This is a genomic window from Lactobacillus sp. B4026 (assembly GCF_026535825.1).
Classification (GTDB): Bacteria; Bacillota; Bacilli; order Lactobacillales; family Lactobacillaceae; genus Lactobacillus; species Lactobacillus panisapium.
The window spans coordinates 158477-181108 of the sequence record NZ_JAFNPD010000001.1 but is presented as its reverse complement, the minus strand read 5'-3'; the positions used below and the strand labels follow the sequence as shown (position 1 = coordinate 181108).

Below are 22632 nucleotides of genomic sequence, written 5' to 3'. Positions count from 1 at the left end.
ACTTTAATTTAAGCTAGTAGTTTTGGATAAATTACAATAAATATTATTTTTTAATAGAGAAAATTGTTTAAAATAGCGTTATACTAAATTAAGAACTACTAGAAGAAACGGGTGAAATCCATGCATTTAATAGATGTAACCAATAGTTATAAGGATCTAGTTCACAGTCAATTGAATTCGACTAATGTTAATTATGTCAAAGTTTATTCATTAGGCAATACTTCTGTCATCTATACCGAAAGTAATGATGCGATCGGAATTGCCTTGGAGAACCACGATCGTCGTATACGTAAGGAAGAAGCAGAATTTGTAATTAAGCGATTAATCAAAGAGCAAGATCCTTCGTACGTGGTAACCTTCGACAAAAGTCAACACTTAATCGAAATTCATATTGACAAGTAAAAAAGAGAGACGGATGTCTCTCTTTTTTGTTTACAATTTTTCTGTTAGTTTTACATCTGGATACTTGTCTTGGAAAAAGCGTTCAGCAAACTGATTTTCAAATAAGAATAGTGGTTGATCATACCGATCTTTAACCAATAAGTTCCGGCTATTCGACATGGCAGGATCTAGCTGGTCTGGGTCTATCCAACGGGCAACCCGGTGGCCTAAACTATTTAATTCCACTTCGGAATTATATTCATTTTTCATTCTGAATTTGAATACTTCAAACTGCAATTGACCAACGGCACCTAAAATGTACTCGTCAGTTTGATAATTACGGTAAAGCTGAATTGCCCCCTCTTGAACCAATTGTGTCATTCCCTTGTGGAATGACTTTTGTTTCATTACGTTCTTAGCAGTTACCCGCACAAAAAGCTCGGGAGTAAATTCTGGCAAAGGAGGATAGACAATTTTATTCTTGCCAGCATAAATACTATCTCCAATTTGAAAGTTGCCAGTATCGTATAAGCCGACGATATCACCAGCCACTGCATCAGAAACTTGGACACGTTCACTTGACATAAATTCAGTTGCATTATTCAACCGGATTGGCTTCCCCGTTCTGGCTAAAGTGACATCAAGCCCCTTTTGAAATTCACCGCTACCAATTCTAATGAAAGCAATCCGATCCCGGTGATTGGGATTCATATTAGCCTGAATTTTGAAAACAAAACCAGAAAATTCTTCGTCATCTGGCGCAAGCGTTTGATCTTTATTAACAACGTGCTCTTGCGGAGCCGGAGCTAATTTTACAAAGCTTTTAAGGAAAGTCTCAACCCCAAAATTGGTTAAAGCTGAACCAAAGAAAACAGGGGTTTGATCACCCTTGATAATTTTAGCAAGGTCAAAAGTGTTACCTGCTTCTTTGATAAGTTCAACTTCTCCAAGCGTATCCTGGAATTGCGGATTTTGACTAAGTGGTTCATCTTCTGCAAGATTACCATCTTGATCTAAGGACAAAAACCGATCTGGACCATCTTTGTGATACAATTCAACTTGATTGTTTGCAAGGTCATATAATCCTTGAAGTGTTTGACCTGAACCAATTGGCCAATTCATTGCCACTCCTTCAATTCCAAGAAGGTCTTCAAGTTCAGCAATCAGATCTAGCGGTGGTCGACCATCACGATCAAGTTTATTCATAAATGTAAAAATGGGAATGCCACGCTGTTTAACGACCTTGAACAGTTTCTTTGTTTGCGGTTCGATACCCTTGGCAGAGTCAATTACCATTACGGCAGAATCAACCGCCATTAATGTCCGGTACGTGTCTTCAGAAAAATCCTCGTGTCCTGGGGTATCAAGAATATTAATTCTTTTACCGTCGTACTCGAACTGCATAACAGAACTCGTAACCGAAATACCACGCTGCTTTTCAATTTCCATCCAGTCACTAGTCGCATAATGACCGGTTTTACGTGCCTTAACCGTACCAGCACTGCGAATTACACCACCAAAAAGAAGCATTTGCTCCGTTATCGTAGTTTTCCCTGCATCAGGGTGCGAAATGATAGCAAATGTTCTTCTTTTATTAACTTTATCCGTTAGTTGTTCACTCATTAATTTTTCTGCTCTTCTTCCTTTTGCCCTTTATCCGGTATGGTTAATAAGACAGTGAGTAGTCTTGACCGCATCATTCTGCGTGTTGTCAATACCATTCCGTTATCTAATTTGACAGACAGTTTTTCACCTTTAGCTGGGATAATTCCTAACTTGGTAATCATATAACCAGCAATCGTGTCAACGTCTTCCATTTCTAGATCGGTTCCAAATTGATCATTAAAGTCATCAAGGGGCATTTTACCATAAATTACATACTTATTAGGTGCAATTTTTTCAGATAAAACTTCCGTATGATCAACTTCATCATCAATATTGCCCACAATCTCTTCAATTAAGTCTTCAATTGTGGCAATACCAACAACACCACCATATTCATCTGTTAAAATTGCCAACTGTTGCTGCGTTTGTTGCATTTCAACTAACAATTCACTTAAGTCTGTTGTTTCTGGCGCAAAGAGCGGTGGATTCATTACATCTTGGTAAGTAATATTGGCAAAGCCCTTTTCCCAGGCCTTGCGTAAAACAGTTCTAATGTGAATAACGCCAATAATTTTATCCTTGTCTTGTTGATAGACAGGAATCCGCGAATAAGGCTCGCGCAAGATTTCCTTGAGGTTATCTTGCAAGCTGTCACCATAATCTACCATAAAAGCATCGATTCGTGGCACCATGACTTCACGAACCATTCGTCCCTGGAAGTCCAAAACATTATTTAACATTGAAAATTCGGTATCGCTTACTTTGTGATTATCGTGTAAGTTTTTAATTTCCGCTGTTAAATGCTCTTTAGTTTCTTCATCACTTGCAGGGGAAAATTTATTTTTTAACAAATTAAATAAATTCCCCTTGTCAGGGTCGCTAGCCATATTAATTTCTCTCTTTCTTTAAATAACAAATTTAATATCAACATTATATCATGTACTCACATGATATGTTAGAATAGCACGTAAGAAATGAGGTTTATTTAATGAAAAAAAGTCATGTCTTACTTGTTTTTACCTTTTTACTTTTAATCCCCTACTTGTGCAGCCTCACGATAATTGGAATTGGCTATAATGCTTTAGTCCTGCACTCAGCTGACTTATTTAGAACATCTATTGGGGCTTTCGTTGGCGCCTTAATTATGTTTGCAATCAAAGCCACAATCCAGCGTCCAGTTGACCTATTAGCTGTTGAAGTTGATGATGGTATTTTAAAGCAGCTTTTACGTTTCTTCAGTATTAGAAGGCGCCCTCTTTTGCAAATGGCAAACGTTATCTTAGATTTTATTCTTTGTTTTGCCGCCACTTTCGTCGTGCGTGCTTTTCTTACCCTAGACCAAATTGTTGGTAAATCCGTGGGCATTGTTTTTTTAATCATGCTATTATCAACCTGCTTGGGCGCTTATGTTGAATATGATAATCTGTCAATCGACCCTAAACAGCATTAATATCTACTGACTGACTTCCAGATAGAGCATCTGGGTCAGTTTTTTTGTTTCTAAATCAAGCTTTTGTACAAAATAAGGTGTCAAACTGTCCCCAGGGTTTTCATATGTTTGAATTCCTTGTTCGCGCACAGTTTGAAGAAACTGCGGAATCACCATGTTTAAGGGCTGGGCAAAGAAGGATTGATTTTGCTGCTTCTGTTCTTCAACCGCCACCTGAGCCTTAGGGAGCGTAAATTTCATTAATCCTTGTGGCAGCTCAGTTACTTCTGATGTGAGCACGCCATACCAGTACATGAAATTTTCTGGTCCAAAAACTACCATGCTACTACGATTGGTTAGTTCATTATCCGTTAAAAATTGTTGAAACTGCTGATCTTGTTCAAGCTCGATGTTGCAGTTATTATATGTCTTTTGCTCATCAATCATTTGATCAGAAAAAGGACGGCCAACAAAAGTAATTTCTTCTTGTAATTTTTGCATAAGTACTCCTAATATTCAGCTAATTCATCAAGCGGAATAATCTCTCCCGCCAAAAAGGCATCAATTTCACTACTAGAAAAGCCATGCGTAAACAGATAATTACGCATCTTTGCTTGACGTTCACTTTCTGGCAAACGTCGAAAGCGCTTGTAAGCTTTCACGCCTTGCTTTTTTAGCGCTTCTAATTGTTCCTCATCATTTTGTTCAAGATCAAGACTGGCAATAATTTCCCCGGCCAATGCACTGGAAAAGCCATGACTTATAAGTTTCGTACGCATTTTGCGCTCAAGCTCACGCTGAGCTAGCTTCCCCACCTTGCTTTTCATTGACTTTAAGACTCGCATTCCTGCATCTTGCCACTCTTCATCGGCAATTTCGTCTAACCCTACCTGAATTATTTCGGGATCCACTCCCTTTTTCAACAGTTTTTGCGTTAAATTCAGCGGGCCGTCGGTTCCTATTCGCAGATTTTGCCTGATGGTTAATTCGACATATTTTTGATCATCTAAGAAGCCCATTTCGGTCAGTTGAGCCACTGCATTTTGTGCAGGTTCATCATCAATTTGATGTTGCTGTAAATATTGCAAAACCTCAAAGACCGTTCGCGGCTCGTAATTTAAATACCGTGAAGCTAAATTAGTAGCCTTGGCATCTGCATCATATTGCTTAACTTCTGCTATTTTTTCCGGAGTTAGTTCCTGCCCCTTTAAGAGCACATATTCCGCAACGGTTTGCTCACTGGCTGAAAATGCATATTTACCATCCAAAAAAATGTTATAGCGTCCAGGACGTTTTTGGCTGCTAACCTTAGTAATTATTGGCATGTTGGTTCACCTTTCTATTAGTCTATGTCCATGCTAGCAAATTTCTTTCATTCTTGCTAAAAACTTTTCTTAGGTAGTACAATAAATTGTTATCATTTTAACGTTTTAATTGTAGAAAGAAAAAGAATGTACCGAAAATTTAACCAAAAAGAAACTAAAGAAAAAGACGTTATCATCACTATTAAACGCTTAGGAATAAACGGTGAAGGAATTGGCTATTACCGTAAGAAAATTATTTTTATTCCTGGTGCTTTACCTGATGAAGTAGTAGTAGCCAAAATTAACAGGGAATACCCGCACTACATTGAAGCGGAACTTGTCCGAATTAAGGAAAAAAGTCCCGACCGGGTAGCATACCCTAAAGGGGTTGATCCTGCAATCGGCGGACTTGAATTGGCTCACCTATCTTACGACAAGCAACTCGAATTTAAACGTGACAACGTGCTAGAAGCACTTAAAAAATATCATCCCCGCGGTTTTAGCAAGTATAAAGTTAAGAAGACTATACCAGCGCCTGATGCTTGGCACTACCGGAATAAGGCCCAATATCAAATTGAACGCGACCACGGCAAAACCAAATTGGGTTTATTTGCGCCAAATTCGCACCAGTTATACGACTTACCAGTTATGCCTACTCAAAGCGTGGCAACGCAAAAAACAGAACGGCAAATTAAGGAATTAGCTGAGCGCTTGCATGTTACCATTGCAGACCCTTACCGCCACACTGATGGGTTAAAAACAATAGTTGTGCGTCAAGCTCAAGCCACTAAAGAAATTCAAGTAACACTAATTACTGTTGGTCATAAAATTAAAAACTTGCTTGAACTAAGCAGTGAAATTATGAAATTACCAAATGTCGTGAGTGTTTACCAAAATGAGACTGATTGGCGCAATCCGCAAGTCTGGGGTAATAAGACAGAAAAACTTGCCGGTAAAAACCAAATTATTGATGAAATATTAGGTAAACAATTTGCTCTTTCGCCGCGCGCTTTCTTTCAGCTAAATCCGGTTCAAACTGCCACCCTTTATTCAAAAGCCCTCAAGTTTTTAGACTTAACTCCTGAAGACACTTTAATTGATGCCTATAGTGGCGTTGGCACGTTAGGAATATTAGCGGCAGACCAAGTTAAGCAAGTTATCGGAATCGAAACTATTGGCGAGGCGGTTGCTGATGCCAATCATAACGTTGAATTGAACCATTTAAAAAATGCTAATTATATTCAGGGAAGTGTCGAAAAGGTACTACCTGAATTAGAGCAAAATGGCGTTCCAATTGATGCTTTAATCGTCGACCCGCCGAGAACTGGTCTGGCTAAACGGTTAATTAAGACTTTACTCAAGGTTAAACCTAAAACTTTTGTGTATATTTCTTGTAACCCTTCAACTTTAGCCCAGGATTTAGTTTTACTTAGTGAAGCTTATAACGTGCGGTTAATCGAAAATGTTGATATGCTGCCACAAACACCGCGTTGTGAATGTGTCGTTAAATTAACCTTGCGCTAAAATCAGCGAATAAAAAATAGTTGTCGCAATGCGACAACTATTTTTGTTAGTGGATGAGGCATATTACTGTGTTGTAGATACAATGGTAAATAATGACTGATATTAATAGCGGTCTGAGCAGCCAACATTTATCTTTGAAAATCACTAATTTTCCAAACTATAGAAAATTTAAATTATATCATTACATATTTTTTACTTTACTTTGACAATATACAAATTATGGAGATAAAACCTTGTTTACGTCATTACCCCTAACCACAATTACATCATAGCAGTTTGTGCAAACGCTTGCAAAGTTTTTGCCTGTTATTTAACGTACTTTGTTAAAAAGTTCTCAATATGTTTACGATATGCCTTGGGATGATTGGCAAAAGACTTGGCATGAGCAGAATCCGCTGCTATCCATAACTTCTTGGGACCTCTTGTCGCACGATAATTTTGGTACACCATTTCTGTTGGAACAAATTTATCTCGATCACCGTGAATAAATAGCATTGGCCGGTGATTTTTGTGGAGCTGAGTGATGCTTGAACCATCTTTCATAAAATAGCCAACCTTCATTTTATTAATACCGCTTAGGATTTCAACTAAAGGAAAACGTGGAAAAGCTGGCATATTATACAAGGCCTTTGCCTCGTGCTCAATTTCATCCTTTACGCTGGTATAACCACAGTCCTCGACAAAAGCCTTTACCTGGTGCGGAAGCTCCAGTCCGCTAACCATCATCGCAGTAGCAGCACCCATACTTAGACCGTAAACAACAATTTGCTGTTGTTGGCCTTTCTTCTGTAAAAGAAATTCAATCCATTTTTTAACATCATTCTTTTCCGGCCAGCCATAACCAATATATTTTCCCTGACTCTGTCCCTGAGAACGTGGATCAGGCGTTAACGTGTTATACCCCATTTTGTGAAATAGTGCATCATATTCACCCATATCTTCTTTTGTATCCATATAACCCGGTAAAACAACTACTGTTTTGTTAGAATTATGATATGGAAGGTAATTTGCCGTTAACTGGTACTGCCCATCTGCTGATTTAATATGCCACTTTTGTTTCGTAGAATCTCTAAACCATTTCTTTTCATGATAAAGTGGATCCGACTTAGTCAGTTTGCTACTTGAAGAACTTAAGAAGCTCTTTGGACCAGGCACACAAGCCACTTTAAAGAAATAAAATCCTGCACTAACAAATCCGATGCAAATTAGCAAAATGATAACGATTAGTGCAAGCAAAAGCTTTTTGTGCTTTAATTGTTTCAACGATAAAGCCACCTTTTTCAAAAAATTAATATCAATAGTATAACACTTTTAAGTTGTATAGGAATGACTATAATGAGATTAATAGATTTATTGCAACTCACCAATGATTTGAATGATCAAATCAACATCTTTTTAACAGTTCATCAGCAAATCAAACCCTTGGCAAAACTTAAAATTTCAAGCAGTGCATGCTTACTTTACCCTGGTCAAAAGCCGATGACTAAAGCCAAAATGACTAAACTGGTTAAAAATCTTCACGGTCGCAATATTCCGTTATATATCATTGACCAGCAAGAAAAAATCAATGTTTACGGCATTCAAATTGTTCCCGAAAACAATTTAGTTAAACTGACATAAAAACCGCTTTGCTTTTATAGCAAGGCGGTTTTTATTTGACAGTTGCTGTTGTTTATTACATTAATTTTTAGCGTTTAAATCCGAGCACCACGTTATTTTTGCTTGTATTGCCGGACGTGATCTTTTGTCCCGGCAAAATACCAGTAACCGGGCTCTTCGTCACTATTAAGTTCAATATTATCTTGCGGCAAAACCAATGCCTCATTAAAAATTTGTTCATAATCGGCAATGGTAAGCTTTTGCCGCCGCTTAAGCATTTGTTGGGTAGCATTTGCGTCTAAGACATTTTGATAGCCAGCCACAACGCGACCAGCATAAAATTCGCCCATCGCACCTGACCCATACGAAAATAGTCCTACTAATGCCTCAGGTTCAAGCGAACCATTTTCAAGCAAACTTAACAAACTTAAATAAAGCGAGGCCGTATATACGTTACCAACTTCACGACTGTATTTAGCTGAAGCCGTAAAGTTTTCTTCTAAGTGCTTGGTCGTACTTGCGTCCTGCCCCGCGATTGCAAGTTGATTGGCCTTATAACCCATCTTAACAAATGGTAAATGATAAATTAGGGCCGAGAATGCGCTTGTCTTTATTCCTGTTTTTTCTTGATAGGATTTAAAAGTACGCTGGAAAAAGTCCAAGTAAACTTCTTTTGAATACTTGCCATTAACGAGGGCCACGGCCGAATCATTGGGACGCCAGAAGTCATTGATATCTGCACTGTATGCACTATGACCATCTTCTAATGCCAATATTTGCGGTTCAGCCTTGATTAGCATACTGACGCTGCCAGCTCCTTGAGTGACCTCACCGCCGGTTTTGACACCATAGCGCGCAATATCACTACCAATAACAAGCGCACTATGATGCGGATGAAGTCGAACATAATCACGTGCAATCATAATTCCAGCGGTCATACCAAAACACGCTTCTTTAACTTCAAAAGTGCGAACATCTGGGTTAAGCTTAAGCGCACTTTTCACAAATAATGACGCTGACTTTGATTGATCAACACCACTTTCAGTTCCGATAATTAATAACCCAACATTGTTGCGTTCAATTTGATCAAGATACTGCAGAGTAGCATTAATCCCCATTGAAACGGCATCTTGCGTCTGGTCCGCAACGCTCATTTTACTTTGCCCAATTCCAATTAAAAATTTATTGGGATCTTCACCGCGTGCATGTGCTAAATCAACCATATCAACATATTTATTCGGCGTATAAAAACCAATTCTGTCAATTCCTACTTGCATTATTTTCCTCTCTTATCTTAGCCAAAAAACATTTAGCATCACTTACAGAATACTTATTTGCAGCAGACATTCTTTTCTTTACCTGCTCTTTTTCTTCTACAGTTGCCTCCAAATTAGCAACGATGTTTCTGGCTTGTAATTTCATATGACCTGCTTGAATTCCCTTAGTCGCAATTGCTAAAAGAGCGGCCAGATTATTGGCCAAGCCGATTGCAGCAATCACATTCGCCAATTCCGCACTTGAAATATGCTTACCCAAAAGCCGAAAGTTTTGTTGAACATCCTTGCGGGCGCTGATGGAGCCACCAACTGTTCCGATTGCTAAGGGTAACGCAATTTTTCCAAGCAATTTGTCATTTTCGACTGTCCATTTACTGAGACTGTGGTAATGGCCTTTGTTATTAGCCCAGACTCCGCAGGCAGCTTCAATTGCGCGAACATCATTACCTGTTGCCAGTAATACTCCGTCGACACCATTCATAATGCCCTTGTTATTAGTCACGGCCCGATAAGGATCAACTTCGCCAATTTGACTTAATAATGCTATGCGTTTGGCCGTAGCAACGCCACCAACTGTAGCTACATCCAATTCGGCTTTAGCTTCAGTAAATTGACTCGGATAATTAGATAGTATTGCAAAAAGCTTACAGCTTATCCCGGGAAAGCTGCTCAATTGGTTCGCCATAAATTCTAAAATTGAATTAACACGGTTTGCACCCATTGATTCCGCCGGATCAACTAATACTCTTAAAAAAACCAGTTGCCCGGTAGTTTCTTGCACATCAATTTGGCGGACTCCGCCGCCATGAGCAACCAAACTGTGAAATTTAGTATTTGCCTTGGCAATTAAATTAGGCAATTCTCTTTGTAAATTAGCTTGCACAAAACCCGAATTCTCTTGCAAAACTATCTGGCCATAGATGCCGTCACGCTGACTGTGCGCCTTGACTCCATGATTTTGGGCAAAAAGATTTGCCCCGTGATTGGCTGCAGCAACAACCGAAGGCTCCTCAGTTACCATGGGAACTAAATAGCTTTTGTTATTTACGAGTAAATTTTGGACGACACCCACTGGCAGACGTAATTGTCCGATAACATTTTCACTCAATTGATCGAGTTCGTGTAATATAGCTGGCTCAATCTCATCTAATTCGATGCCTTCCTGAGATAAAAGCGCGCGTCTTTTTTCAGGGGATAATTCATAAAACTTCGTCATTTTAAAAATCTCTAGTTAATTCGCAAGCAATTGCTTGACCTCCACCAATGCACAAGGTTACCAAAGCTCTTTTACCCTTCACATGTTCCAAAGCGTTAATCGCTGTTCCTAGAATTCGGGTTCCCGTTGCGGCTAGTGGATGGCCTAATGCAATTGCTCCCCCAGCAATATTCAACTTATCCGCTGGAATTGCCAAGGCTTTTTCGAGTGCAACACATTGACCAGCAAATGCTTCATTTAACTCAATAATATCGAAATCTTCGATCCGACTGGTCGTTTCCTTAAGCAACTTCTGCACTGCAAAATAAGGTGCAAAACCCATGTATGCTGGGTCATTGCCTGATTCAGCAAAGGCACCAAGACGAGCCAATGGTTTCAAGCCTAATTCTTCCACCTTGGCAGCCGTTGCCAAAATTATCATGCTGGCTCCATCGCTTAACGGGGATGCATTGCCAGCAGTAACTAAACCATTTTCTTTAAATACTGGCTTTAACTTACTCAAAGCCGCCATATTAGTATCTGGGCGAATATTTTCATCATAAACAATTCGTTCACTGTTAGAATCCGCCTTAATTAGCTCACGATCAAAATAGCCGTTCTTTCTTGCAGCAACCGCTTTTTGGTGAGACCGCAAACTAAATTCATCCATTTCTGTTCTTGAAATGTGGCATTTTTCCGCAATATTTTCCGCTGTTAAACCCATTGGCATCCCTGAAAAGGCATCGGTTAATCCGTTAGTAAGCATCTCACTTTTCATATCCTGCCCAGATTTATCTTGTGCAAAATAAACAGCATTCGTCATACTTTCGGCTCCACCAACTGCGACTAAATCAAAATCACCCATGACCATTTGGCCCTGGGCTAAGCGCACAGCTTTTAAGCTCGAACCGCAAACCTCATTAACAGTAACACTACTGCTTGTTTCTTTCATGCCAGCATCCAAAGCGACTTGGCGCGCCATATTTTGCCCTAAGCCAGCCCCTAAAACATTACCCATGAATAAAGCATCAAGCTTTTGGGGATCCAAATTAATGCTTTTAAGGGTTTCAATTAGAGCGAGTTCACCTAAACTGGTTGCATCTTGATCATTCCATAAGCCACGATAACGACCAAACGGCGTTCTTTTAGCAGCAACAACATAAATATCTTTCATTAGTTATTCTCCTAGCAAAATATTCAAGTTGCATAATACCTAAATTTGCTAGTTAAAAGTAGTAAATCGAATTAGATTTAGAAAAATTTTACCTAAAAAAGAAACCACTTTGCAGTGGTTTCCAATATTTTGTTATTTAATTATTTTTTCTTATTTTGTGCCTGCAGCTTTTTCCCTAAGTCAATAATGTATTGCCGCAACTGGTCTTTAGTCTCAGGGTGTTGCAAACCATATTCAATTGAAGTCTCCAGATAATTTTCTTTATTCCCGACATCATGCCGTACACCCTTAAAGACATGGGCAAAGACGCGTTGTGTCTTATTCATGGTATCAATGGCATCGGTTAATTGAATTTCACCGCCCTTGTCAGGCTTTTGTTCCGCAAGTATTGCAAAGATTTCAGGAGTTAATAAATACCTGCCAATAATCGCATAGTCACTTGGTGCTTGGTCAATTGCAGGCTTTTCAACAAATGACTTAACGTTAATTAGTCCAGGCATAATTTCATTATCAGGTTCAATAACGCCATATTTCGAAACTTCCTCATGCGGAACAGGCATTACCGCAATGGTCGAGGCGTGAGTTTCATTGTAGCGATTAATCAATTGTTTAGTAAGTGGCTCTTTGTCCATCATTAGGTCATCGCCCAGCATTACAACAAAAGGCTCATCCCCAACAAAGCTGCGACCCCGGGCAATTGCATCGCCCAGACCAGCTGGATATGGCTGTCTAGTGTAATAAATATTAATTCCAAGATGGGTGATCGCCTGCGACATCTTTAACAGGCCGGTTTTACCCTTTTCCTGCAAGTTTTGCTCAAGCTCAGGATTCGAATCAAAATGATCTTCAATGGAGCGCTTGTTCTTTCCGGTCACAATTAAAATATCTTCAATCCCGGACTTTTTTGCTTCTTCAACGATAAACTGAATTGTCGGCTTATCTACTATTGGCAACATTTCCTTTGGCATCGCCTTGGTAACTGGCATAAACCGCGTACCAAGTCCTGCAGCAGGAATAATCGCTTTCCTTACTTTCATACCTTATACACTTTCTTTTAAAATTCCTAAAACCTAATATAGCAAATTAAACTGGAAGAATCTAGTCTTTCCGGTGGCGCTTTCTTTGCACATATTCAGCTAAATGTCCTACCGAATACTGCACTTGACCATAGTTTATCGTCACAATTGCAGCATTGACACAAGTTCCAAGCAAAAAGAGGATGGAAGAAATATTAAGCCATAACATGAAAATAATAAAGGTCCCGATTATTCCGTAATTTTCCCAGCTAATGTGGAAGTTATGTAAATAATAACTAAACAGCCAAGATAAAATTAGCCAACCAATTAGAGTCGTAAAAACTCCTGGCCAGATAACCCGTTTCTTTAGTTTTATGTTTGGTAAAAAATAATTTAAATAGTATAAAGCACTGATCAAGATGATCCCAATCACCGGGTAACGGTAGTTAAAGACCTTTTCAATCTCGCCTACTGAAAAAGAAAAAATCGGTCGTAAGAATTCAAGTACTTGCTGACCAAAAATCAAAGTTAAACTAAGTAAAGCAAAAACCAAAATCATCAGGTTGGTCAACATAATGGTAATGGAACGCGTCCAAACAGTTACCTGCCATTTCTGACGTAATTCAATGTCACGTACGCCATAGATTCGGTTCATCCCTATTCGAATCGCATTAACAAGAGAAGATACCGACCAAAGGGCAAGCAAAATACCAAACGAAATGTACCCTGTAGAATTGCTTTTTAACAAGGAATCAATAATTGGCATAATGAATCCCGCAATTCGATCAGGAAAAATCAACTTAAGGTAACTAGCAATAGGTGCCGTATTAATCCGAAAAAGGGGCAAAATGTTTCCAATAATAATGATTAACGGAAAAATTGAAAACAGCACATAATAAGCAATTGCAATTGCGCTAGTTAAGACTTCGCCTTGCGTAAATTTAGCTGAAACTGTCTTGTAAAACAAAGAGATACGTTGTTTGGCTGCGCCGATTTTTCTACCCATTCAATTTAGTCATCCATTTCATCAAAGTGTGGTAAATACTTTTCGTAACCGTCATAAGGTTTTTGTAAAGTCAAAATTTTGGGACCATCTTTAGTGATTGCAAAGGTGTGCTCAAATTGCGCTGACTTTGAACCGTCTGGGGTTGCATAAAATACCCAATCATCATTTGGATCAGCAACCGTTTTTTGTTCAATGCGCCAATCGCCTCCCGCTTCAACCATTGGTTCAACGGTAATAGTCATACCTTCACGCAAGCGCAATCCGTGTCCAGCTTTACCCCAATGCGGTACTTCAGGATCTTCATGGATGCTTGGCTGGATGCCGTGACCAACTAGCTCCTTAACATCACCGTAATGATGTTCATCTTCAACGTAATGTTGAATCACCGCACCAATATCACCAATTCGGTTGCCTACGACCGCTTGGTCAATTCCAAGATACATAGCTTTTTTGGTTGTTTCCATAAGGTCACGATCCGCATCCGAAATCTTGCCTACGGCATATGTAGTACAAGAATCAGTTTCGAAGCCATTAAGATTGCAGGTGACATCAACTTTTACTAAGTCACCTTCGTTTAGGATGGTATCTTTACGCGGGGTTGCGTGCGCAATTTGATCGTTAACTGAGACGCACGTGCCGTATTTGTAACCTTCAAAGCCTTGCTCTGACAATCGTCCGCCCCTTTTTTTGACAAATTCTTGGCAGAACTCCTCGATTTTCCAAGTTGTAATTCCTGGCTTAATCACATCCCGAAGGCCCTCAAACATTGACGCCAGTAGACGGCCTGAAGCCTGCATACCTTTAAGTTCACGAACGGATTTAATTGTAATCAAAATTAAACTTCTCCTCTTAGTAAAATGATATTTACTAACATTATAGCGTTTTTTAAAACTTTACTAAAGAATTTCATCAAGACGGTGAAATTATGTATAATATTGTGATAAGCAAAAAAATAAGAAAGGTATGGAGAAGGATGAAGGCTAGAATTGTCTATGCTAGTATGACTGGTAACGATGCCGATATGGCAGATATCTTGGAAGAAGACTTACAAGATCTGGGCTTTGATGTCGAAACCAGTGAAGCAGAATTCACAGATGCTAGTGATTATTTAGCAAGTGAATTGTGCATCTTTGTCACCTACACATATGGCGAGGGTAAAATGACCGATGATGTTGCCGATTTTTATGAGCAACTAAAGGAACTAGATTTAAGCGGTAAGTACTTCGCCGTCATGGGTAGTGGAGACATGGTATATGCCGACCATTTCTGTGAAAATGTTTTTGATTTTGAAAAAATGTTTAAACAAGTTGGAGCAACAGAAGTTACCAAACCGGTAACTATCGAAAATGCACCTGATGATGAGGCAATTTCTGCAATTGACAACGCCGCAAAGGAAATGGCTGATCAATTAAATGATTAAAGAAAAAAGCGATAATACATCCAAGTTTAATTCCACAGCTGATCCAACAATTCATCGTTTAGGACAACATTTAGTCAAAAGGCACCGAAACTTATTCGTTTATATGTTTTTTGGCTTTATTGCTGCGCTAATTAATACTGTAGCCTTCATGGTATTACATAAATACTTGCATAGCCCAGTTTTAATTTCCAATACGATTGCTTTTGTTATTTCAAATCTGGCATCTTTTGTTTTTAATCAAAAAGCGGTCTTTACTAATAACGTTGATTTGGAGCATTCAACTTGGCAAAAATTACTCGTATTCTTTACCTACCGGATTATTAGTCTAATTCCGGACAGTTTAATCATGCTGGTTGGTCTATCTTGGTTAAAACTCAACGCGCTCTTAGTTAAAATTATTGACCAAATTTTAGTCGGAATTTTCAATTATTTGACGACGCGCTCTGTTTTTCAAGCACAGGAAACAACTATGATTGAACGGGCTAAAAAAAGAATACAGACTCATCAAAATAAAAAGGACAATTAGAAGTCGTTGAGACCCATTAATTAGGTTCAAAATAGGCAATAAAAAACTGCTGAGCGTCATTGTGATATGACTCAGCAGTTTTTTATTTTAAATAAATTCTCTGATTTAAGTAAAATCCCTTGGACGCTTATTTTTATGATCAGAAAAGTAATAAGCAATATCTTCCATAATGCGCTCGGAGGCATGACCATCACCATAAGGATTCTTGGCATTGGCCATCTGATTATAAGCAGTTTTATTTTCAAGTAATTCAAGCATAGCAGAACGGACAGCATCAACTTGCGTGCCCACTAGTTTTAAGGTGCCCGCTTTAACCCCTTCTGGACGCTCCGTTGTATCACGTAAAACCAGAACCGGTTTATTCAAAGCAGGAGCTTCTTCTTGAACTCCGCCCGAATCAGTCATAATGAAATAGCTTCGTTTAGCTAAGTTATGAAAATCAACAACATCAAGCGGTGGGATTAAATGAATATGGGGATCATTGCCCAGTATTTCCTTTGCTACTGACTGAACTTTAGGCGACATATGAACCGGATAAATTATCTCGACGTCATTGTGACTGTCAACCACATCGCGCATTACTTTAAAGACGCGCCGCATTGGTTCGCCCTGGTTTTCACGTCGATGCATTGTTACTAAAATTATTTTGTGCTTTGGCTCGATTAAATCAAGGACTTCGTGATGATAATCGGCCTGAACCGTCTCATGCAAAGCATCAATTGCCGTGTTCCCAGTTATAAAGATATTATCTGCCTTGTGATTTTCCTTTAGTAAGTTTTCTTTACTGAGCTTAGTCGGCGCAAAATATAAATCGGCTAGATCATCTGTCATTTGCCGGTTCATTTCCTCAGGAAACGGTGAATACTTATTCCATGTTCTTAGCCCCGCTTCAACGTGGCCAATTGGCCGCTGTTGATAAAAACTGGCTAAACTTGCAGCAAAACTAGTAGTTGTATCACCGTGAACCAGCACAATATCAGGATCTTCTTTTTTAATCACATCAGTAAGATCAAGCAAAACTTTTGCTGTAACTCCTTCAAGGGTTTGATTTTTTTTCATAATATTAAAATCATAATCAGGTGTTATTTTAAAAATGTTCAGAACCTGATCAAGCATTTCTCGGTGTTGAGCAGTTACAACCGTTATTTCATCAAAGCGATTATCCGCTTTTAATTTAAGTACTAAAGGCGCCATTTTGATTGCTTCTGGCCTTGTGCCAAAAACCAGCATTACTTTAATTTTGGTCATAAGATCCTCCTTTTCTATATTAATCATATTAATTTGACAAGAAAAACTCAAGCCGATGTGGTTTAATTATCATAAAAATAAAAGTTGGTGAAAAAATGGGAGTTAATTCGGTTTTACTATTTGGAACTGCACCACTAATTGTAGTTGCTGCCTTTTGCTTAGTTTTCAGTTTTGACGTACGTAAAACACGTAAAAGTCGTCTTCAGTTATTTATTGCAGCAATAGTTGTCTTTTGTTTGATTGCAGTTATCATGTACCGCCTTTTTCGTTCACCACTTGCCTAAAATTCTTAATATTACTGGCACTCTTTGTGCTAATGAAATTAAGATTGTGATCTATAACCAGCAATTTTTATAAATGATTACACAGTATGAGGAAATTGCTTTGCTAAGTTCACAAGTATTGCATAATAGCGTAATGCCATGGATGAAATTGATACTAATTTTGATGTGTATCTTTTAATCCGTTAACAGCCATCTATTCTTAACACAGAGAAAAAATCGGCAAACTCACATTAACTTAAGCTTTATACCGCAGAAGAAACTACTTTTGCGGTATTTATTGTCTTGTTAGCAAATATCGTCTTTAGTAATTTTTGCAGCAGAATGAAAAAGTAAACATATTTTCAATATGCATCATTTAACTCTTAAAAATATTTCTGTTGTATAATCACGGTAGAAAGTGCGAAAAGAGGTGAATAAAATGAGTAAAGAAGAAGTTACAAAAAATGTTTGGGTTACAACTCACGGTGATCAATGGGCTGTTAAGATCGCTGGTGAAGAAAAACCTTTAAAAATATTTGATCGTAAAGATGATGCATTAGAATTTGCCAAAGAACGTGCCAAAAAAGAAAAAACCGAGTTAATTAGCCAAAAACGGGACGGCAAAATTAACTTAAAGAATTCTTATGGCCATGATGATCCTTATAAAAAAGGTTAAATAACCGATTAATCTTACAAACAATTCTATCTATTGACAATAATATTACCGCTTAACATCCACTTATATTAGTGGATTAGAACTATAATTAGTACTCTATTTATATATTTTGCGTTAACTTTAAATATTAGTGCAAGCAAAAGCGAATAAATTTTTCGTAATGTGGTCTGATCTCCCAAAAGGAAATCAGACTTTTTTGATATAAAAATACACGACTCCAACTAACTTGGAGCCGCGTATTTTACGTTGGCTGAAATAATAAAACTAATTTTGCAGTTACTTATCCTTTTGCTAATGAATTAAAACAAGAAGAAGTTGCGGCTGAATTAAATGTTTTATTTACCCAATTTGATTTTTTCATAAGATGTTCCAGTCAGCTCTTTTACAACTTGCTTTACTTCTTTAGTAGCTAAGGATTTCGAACCACCATTTCTCAAGCGAGATATTTCATCAACAATAATTTTATGATTCTTTTTATTTAACTTAAATGTCAGTGATGTCAATAATGCTATTAAAATTAATGCACCAGCGCCAATTACCAATGCTGATAATATAGCATTCCTAGTTTCGAACGACTGAACCGTTGCATTTTTGACAAGTCCATGCATATCTAAAAACATGCCAACTAGAACGGTTGCTAATGAAGCAGTTAAGTTTCTTAATAGGGTCATCACTGAGGCAAAGACACCTGCCCTATTTTCACCCGTGACGATTTCATCAGTATCAGGAATAAAAGGATAGACATTCCACGGAATAAATTCAAGCAGTGAACGGCCAACTTGGTAAAGCAAAGATATGATAAATAACCAGAGTACAATATTTGCGGGGCGAACCTTGCCAAGGACAAAATATCCTGCCAGCATTAATAACATGAGTGAATAAGCACCAACATAAAGCCAGCGTGGTCCAATTTTAATAATTAATAAGCCGCCAAGTAAAGAAGTTACTAAACCAATAATTGATAGCGACAACATATTAGCAGCAACAGTAGCGGTCACGCCAAGCACATAAACACAATAATAAGTGAAGGTAGTGTTATAAACATCTTTTCCCGTAAAAGAAAACAGGTAGATTATTAAGTGCTTTCGAAAACTCTTATTTTTAAAAGTTGCAAAATAAGACTTGATCGCTTCCCACAGAACTTTCCTGGGCCTTTTTGCTTGTTCACTATCTGCCGTAACCAGTTCGCTTACAGGCTTTTCCCACGTATTAAAAGCTGTGATATTAATAAAAACGATAAAAATTGTGGTAAATATTAGCCCCATAAGTAGAAATGGCATTGGACTATTTTGTCCTAAAATTTTAAATAATTGCCCCGGTATCCAAGTTGCCAGAAAGGTGGCACTTGCTGAGCAAAACATTCTAACCGTAGATAATTTAGTTCGTTCATTAAAATCTGTAGTCATTTCTGTCGGTAAAGTTTCATAGGGAATCGTAATGGTTATTGCTACATCAAAGAGACAGAAAGTAACTAAGTAATACCAAAAATTCAGTCCGCCTACCCACATTAATGCAAATACCAGTAAAAATGGGGCACCTAAAAACAGGAAGAAATGTCGTCGTCCAAATCTTTTACCTAATTTAGTTCGATAAAAATTATCCGAAACCCCGCCAAGAATAAAGCCAAATACTGCAGAAACAACTTTACCAGTTGCTACAATAATTGCACCTTGAGTAGCCGTTAAATTGCAAAACGAAGTGTAGAAATATAACAGCCAAGCACCAATAATTGTCTGTCCGCCACCACCGATAAAGTCTGAAATACCGTAGGCGATAGCAGTTTTGGTGGTTACTTTTCGTTTGGTATAAACTCGTTTAGAAATTTTATCTAATAACTTCACATTCCTTCCCCCTGCTAATTAAAGGTAAATTCATTATTCTATGATTTGTCTTAATTTAAGCAGTTTTTTTAAGTATTACTCTTGTTAACAGTACGGCAAAATAATTTACTATTTAACACTTAGACCAGAATTATTTTGATTATGACTGAACATTCCCGTATTTGAACCCTGAAGTGTCACATTATTCATTTTGATGTTTGCAGTGTTTTCAAGCCAAAAGCCAGCATCCGCATATTTTTGACTATGTTCAATCATTTCTGGTGCCTTGGCAATTGCATTAGGCTGCATCGTAACTGAATAGTTGGTGATCGTTAAGCAAGAGACCGGTGATTCTGGCAGGCCATAAATAAAACCGGCCACAGCGGAAACATCCGAAGCAAAAGTATTTGAAATCGTAATATTTTTAATACATGGTGTACTTTCATTAATAGGTTGTTTCTCACTAGTCAAATAATTTGCTGAAACTGACCCACTTTTACCATAATATTCATTAATTGCTATTGGTGTAATTACAGACTGCATAATAGTATTTGTCACAGTTATGTTCTCAATCTGACCACCACGTCCACGTCTAGTTTTCATCCTGATACCGCGATCGGTGTGATCAAAGACATTGTTACTAATCACAACATTTGCAATACCACCACTCATTTCGCTACCAAAGACAACGCCACCATGACCGTGTTTCATTATATTATTACTAATAATAATGTCTTGGCTCGGGCTTTTTTGCGTTGTTTTTTCTGTTCCTGACTTAATAGCAATGCAATCATCACCATCGCTAATGGAATTATTTAGGATTTTTACATTTTGGGATGATTCGGGATCAATCCCATCGGTATTGGGTGAATCTAAAGGATTATCAATTGTAACGCCTTGAATTAAAACATCATTACATTCAAGGGGATGAATTGTCCAGGTAGGAGAATTAATTAGTTTAATACCAGTAATTTTTATTTCAGAACTATGATCAAAAGCAATTAAGTACGGACGAGAATATTGATAAGGTGTAAATGATTTGCCTTTTAAAGGACCACTTTTTGCCTGCTGATACATTCTCCACCAAGCTTGCCCATTACCATCTAAAGTCCCGTTACCAGTGATTTGAACATGATGAACATTGTTACCATAAATATCGGGATGGCGCATTTTAGTTTCCGTGCCTTCATACCTCGTTTTTATTGCTGGAAAAGTGGCAAATTTGTTTGAGAAGATTATTCTTGCACCGTTGCAAAGGTGCAAATTTAGGTTGCTTCTTAAATTTAGGTATTTTACGTGATAAGTTCCAGCTGCTATTGTTACTTTTCCTCCACCATGTACTGCCACTTTATTTATTGCCGCTTGAATAGTTGTCGTAGCATCTTTTTTCCTTACGTTTTGCCTTGTTATGGTAATTACATTGTTATTCGTCACTTTTTTAGCAGTAACGTTATTAGTACCGGTCATCAAAAATCCAATTGCAATCATTCCCAGAAATTGTACAATCTTTTTCAAAAAGTTCACTTATGATGTCCCCTTTTATTTAAAGTATGTTTGATCAATAAAAGTGTTTTAATCGCTAGTTTGAAAGTGGCTAGCTGTCTTATTCAGTTGATTTACAGCATTCATTAGGCCTCATGATGAAGTTAAGTCGACTTAATGTAAAAATATCTGTCAATTACAGAAAAGCACTTAATTTTAGGCTGTTTTCAAGAGTTATTAAGACTAAATCAATCATTTTTAGAAATTAAAATAATTTTTGGCATTATTGTAAGAAATATCTTGGACAATTTTTCCTAATTTTTCTGGATTATCAGGAACTCTTCCTTGTTCAGCTAACTTGCCATAGAAATTACATAATACCCGTCTGAAGTATTCATGGCGCGGGTACGATAAGAAACTTCTTGAATCCGTGAGCATTCCGACAAAGTTTGGCAACAAACTTTGTTGCGCAAAAGTTCGTAATTGGTTTTCAATTCCTTCAGCAGTGTCGTTAAACCACCAGCCGGCACCAAGCTGCAGTTTTTGCTTAGTTCCACCTTGGAAGCAACCCATCATTGTTGCCAATTCCATCCAGTCGTTATTATTTAATGAATAAAAAATCGTACGCGGAATCTGGTCGGTATCCTGCATTTTGGTGAATAACTTAGTAAACTGAGCAACAATGTCAGGTTGGGTACCAACAGCATCATAACCAGTATCAGGACCGATTTTTTCAAACATCGGGTGATTCAAATCACGATTAGAATTAATATGAAACTGCATTGTCCAATCAAACTCATTATTTAATTCCATTAATTTTTCAAGCAGTATTGTTAAATACTGATCAATTTCTTCTTGCTTAAGAGGTGCATTGTTAATACCCTTTTGCACAATTTCATCCAGCTTTTCTTCACTAGCTTCATTAAAATGAAATTTAACTAATGAATGATCTGATAGTCTGCCACCCATTTGAGTAAAGAACTCGAAGCGTTGATGCAAAGCAGCGACAATATCGCTAAATTTGCTAATTTTTACACCCGAAACCTTACTTAAAGTTTCCAAGTATTCGCCATATTCTCCGCGATCAATTTGGATAAGCTTATCTGGCCGCATAGCAGGAAGTGTCTTAAAGCCATTTTGTTTTTCTTCTTTTTTCAACAATTTGTGATACTTCAATTCCGATGCTGGATCATCGGTTGTGCAGACCACCTTGACATTAGAATTTTTAATTAAATTTCTAGGTTTAAATTGCTCTGTTTGAAGCAACCGATTAGCTTCTTGCCAAATTTTAGGCGCAGATTCTTCTGTCAATTCGTCATTAATCTTAAAGAAACGCCGCAGCTCCAAATGTGTCCATTCGTAGAGTGGATTACCATAAGATTTCTCAATTGTTTTTGCCCATTCAACAAATTTTTGATATTCGTCGCCATCTCCAGTAATATACTTTTCATCCACGCCATTTGCTCTCATCAAGCGCCACTTATAATGATCACCATAAGTACCTTCATTGAGCCAAATCCGAGTAATATTTGGATAATTCTTATTTTCGTAGATTTCTTCTGGGTTCAAATGGCAATGAAAATCAATAATCGGCATTTTTTGGGCATAATCATGAAAAAGTGTCTTAGCAAGATTATTTTCCAGTAAAAAATCTTTATTTAACAAACTCATAGTAGCTTAGAACCTC

23 protein-coding genes are annotated in these 22632 nt (G+C 37.8%); 8 read left to right on the top strand and 15 right to left on the bottom strand.

Translation table 11 applies throughout. The features are described from left to right. The first annotated feature begins 120 nt into the window (after window positions 1–120). A complete protein-coding gene (locus J3U69_RS00995) occupies window positions 121–402 on the top strand; it encodes a DUF1827 family protein (protein ID WP_103752074.1) in 282 nt (93 codons plus the stop codon). 30 nt (window positions 403–432) lie between these two features. Here J3U69_RS00995 and J3U69_RS00990 read toward each other — a convergent pair whose 3' ends face one another. Both J3U69_RS00990 and J3U69_RS00985 read right to left on the bottom strand, forming a co-directional pair. Further along, window positions 433–2004 (bottom strand): peptide chain release factor 3, encoded by a 1572-nt coding sequence (locus J3U69_RS00990; protein WP_267412760.1) that lies wholly within the window; start codon window positions 2002–2004, stop codon window positions 433–435. Continuing rightward, the gene (locus tag J3U69_RS00985) at window positions 2004–2873 is read right to left on the bottom strand and encodes a hemolysin family protein (protein WP_220220938.1); all 870 of its coding nucleotides are present in this window, start codon (window positions 2871–2873) and stop codon (window positions 2004–2006) included. Before J3U69_RS00985 ends, J3U69_RS00990 begins: the two co-directional genes overlap by 1 nt. A 101-nt stretch (window positions 2874–2974) precedes the next feature. On the opposite strand from J3U69_RS00985, the gene J3U69_RS00980 reads away from it, so the two are divergent. Next, window positions 2975–3436, top strand: a complete 462-nt coding sequence (locus J3U69_RS00980) for a hypothetical protein (protein ID WP_103752071.1) — start codon at window positions 2975–2977, stop codon at window positions 3434–3436. A 3-nt stretch (window positions 3437–3439) separates the two neighbouring features. Here the strand turns inward: J3U69_RS00980 and J3U69_RS00975 are convergent, their stop codons facing one another. Both J3U69_RS00975 and recX read right to left on the bottom strand, forming a co-directional pair. Continuing rightward, window positions 3440–3916 carry a hypothetical protein gene (locus J3U69_RS00975; RefSeq protein WP_267412759.1) on the bottom strand — a complete coding sequence of 159 codons (477 nt, stop codon included), beginning with the start codon at window positions 3914–3916 and terminating at the stop codon, window positions 3440–3442. 8 nt (window positions 3917–3924) lie between these two features. Next, on the bottom strand, window positions 3925–4740 hold the full coding sequence (gene recX, locus J3U69_RS00970) for a recombination regulator RecX (protein ID WP_267412758.1): 816 nt from the start codon (window positions 4738–4740) through the stop codon (window positions 3925–3927). Window positions 4741–4866: 126 nt separating this feature from the next. Here recX and rlmD point away from each other — a divergent pair, with 126 nt between their 5' ends. Further along, window positions 4867–6243 (top strand): 23S rRNA (uracil(1939)-C(5))-methyltransferase RlmD, encoded by a 1377-nt coding sequence (gene rlmD / locus J3U69_RS00965; protein ID WP_267412757.1) that lies wholly within the window; start codon window positions 4867–4869, stop codon window positions 6241–6243. Window positions 6244–6549: 306 nt separating this feature from the next. On the opposite strand, the gene J3U69_RS00960 is transcribed toward rlmD, so the two are convergent. Further along, window positions 6550–7527 carry an alpha/beta hydrolase gene (locus J3U69_RS00960; RefSeq protein ID WP_416381929.1) on the bottom strand — a complete coding sequence of 326 codons (978 nt, stop codon included), beginning with the start codon at window positions 7525–7527 and terminating at the stop codon, window positions 6550–6552. 51 nt (window positions 7528–7578) lie between these two features. On the opposite strand from J3U69_RS00960, the gene J3U69_RS00955 reads away from it, so the two are divergent. After that, window positions 7579–7863 carry a hypothetical protein gene (locus tag J3U69_RS00955; protein WP_103752066.1) on the top strand — a complete coding sequence of 95 codons (285 nt, stop codon included), beginning with the start codon at window positions 7579–7581 and terminating at the stop codon, window positions 7861–7863. 92 nt (window positions 7864–7955) lie between these two features. Here J3U69_RS00955 and J3U69_RS00950 read toward each other — a convergent pair whose 3' ends face one another. The 6 genes from J3U69_RS00950 to map all read right to left on the bottom strand — a co-directional run bounded on the left by J3U69_RS00950 (window position 7956) and on the right by map (window position 14343). Continuing rightward, window positions 7956–9119, bottom strand: coding sequence for a hydroxymethylglutaryl-CoA synthase (locus tag J3U69_RS00950; RefSeq protein WP_267412756.1), 1164 nt, complete (start codon window positions 9117–9119; stop codon window positions 7956–7958). After that, entirely contained in the window at window positions 9103–10335 is a 1233-nt protein-coding gene (locus J3U69_RS00945) for a hydroxymethylglutaryl-CoA reductase, degradative (protein WP_267412755.1), read from the bottom strand. Before J3U69_RS00945 ends, J3U69_RS00950 begins: the two co-directional genes overlap by 17 nt. A gap of 1 nt (window position 10336) precedes the next feature. Beyond that, complete coding sequence (locus J3U69_RS00940) at window positions 10337–11488, bottom strand: thiolase family protein (protein WP_103752063.1); 1152 nt, start codon at window positions 11486–11488, stop codon at window positions 10337–10339. Window positions 11489–11628: 140 nt separating this feature from the next. Further along, complete coding sequence (gene galU, locus J3U69_RS00935; RefSeq protein WP_103752062.1) at window positions 11629–12525, bottom strand: UTP--glucose-1-phosphate uridylyltransferase GalU; 897 nt, start codon at window positions 12523–12525, stop codon at window positions 11629–11631. 61 nt (window positions 12526–12586) lie between these two features. Further along, window positions 12587–13510, bottom strand: a complete 924-nt coding sequence (locus J3U69_RS00930; RefSeq protein WP_103752061.1) for a YihY/virulence factor BrkB family protein — start codon at window positions 13508–13510, stop codon at window positions 12587–12589. A 5-nt stretch (window positions 13511–13515) separates the two neighbouring features. Then, a complete protein-coding gene (map, locus tag J3U69_RS00925; RefSeq protein ID WP_267412753.1) occupies window positions 13516–14343 on the bottom strand; it encodes a type I methionyl aminopeptidase in 828 nt (275 codons plus the stop codon). A gap of 140 nt (window positions 14344–14483) precedes the next feature. Here map and J3U69_RS00920 point away from each other — a divergent pair, with 140 nt between their 5' ends. Both J3U69_RS00920 and J3U69_RS00915 read left to right on the top strand, forming a co-directional pair. After that, window positions 14484–14930 carry a flavodoxin gene (locus tag J3U69_RS00920; RefSeq protein ID WP_103752059.1) on the top strand — a complete coding sequence of 149 codons (447 nt, stop codon included), beginning with the start codon at window positions 14484–14486 and terminating at the stop codon, window positions 14928–14930. Continuing rightward, window positions 14923–15456 carry a GtrA family protein gene (locus tag J3U69_RS00915; RefSeq protein WP_267412752.1) on the top strand — a complete coding sequence of 178 codons (534 nt, stop codon included), beginning with the start codon at window positions 14923–14925 and terminating at the stop codon, window positions 15454–15456. Before J3U69_RS00920 ends, J3U69_RS00915 begins: the two co-directional genes overlap by 8 nt. A gap of 105 nt (window positions 15457–15561) precedes the next feature. Here J3U69_RS00915 and wecB read toward each other — a convergent pair whose 3' ends face one another. Further along, entirely contained in the window at window positions 15562–16704 is a 1143-nt protein-coding gene (gene wecB, locus J3U69_RS00910; RefSeq protein ID WP_220220928.1) for a non-hydrolyzing UDP-N-acetylglucosamine 2-epimerase, read from the bottom strand. Between the two features lie 95 nt (window positions 16705–16799). Here wecB and J3U69_RS00905 point away from each other — a divergent pair, with 95 nt between their 5' ends. Both J3U69_RS00905 and J3U69_RS00900 read left to right on the top strand, forming a co-directional pair. Further along, window positions 16800–16988: a hypothetical protein gene (locus tag J3U69_RS00905; RefSeq protein WP_220220927.1), complete on the top strand. Its 189-nt coding sequence runs from the start codon at window positions 16800–16802 to the stop codon at window positions 16986–16988. Window positions 16989–17406: 418 nt separating this feature from the next. Continuing rightward, a complete protein-coding gene (locus J3U69_RS00900) occupies window positions 17407–17643 on the top strand; it encodes a DUF2188 domain-containing protein (RefSeq protein ID WP_220220926.1) in 237 nt (78 codons plus the stop codon). Window positions 17644–17978: 335 nt separating this feature from the next. Here J3U69_RS00900 and J3U69_RS00895 read toward each other — a convergent pair whose 3' ends face one another. The 3 genes from J3U69_RS00895 to uxaC form a co-directional block, all read right to left on the bottom strand. Beyond that, window positions 17979–19484 carry an MFS transporter gene (locus J3U69_RS00895; protein ID WP_267412751.1) on the bottom strand — a complete coding sequence of 502 codons (1506 nt, stop codon included), beginning with the start codon at window positions 19482–19484 and terminating at the stop codon, window positions 17979–17981. 108 nt (window positions 19485–19592) lie between these two features. Next, complete coding sequence (locus tag J3U69_RS00890; protein ID WP_267412750.1) at window positions 19593–20987, bottom strand: glycoside hydrolase family 28 protein; 1395 nt, start codon at window positions 20985–20987, stop codon at window positions 19593–19595. Window positions 20988–21203: 216 nt separating this feature from the next. After that, complete coding sequence (gene uxaC / locus J3U69_RS00885; RefSeq protein ID WP_267412748.1) at window positions 21204–22616, bottom strand: glucuronate isomerase; 1413 nt, start codon at window positions 22614–22616, stop codon at window positions 21204–21206. Window positions 22617–22632 lie beyond the last annotated feature (16 nt).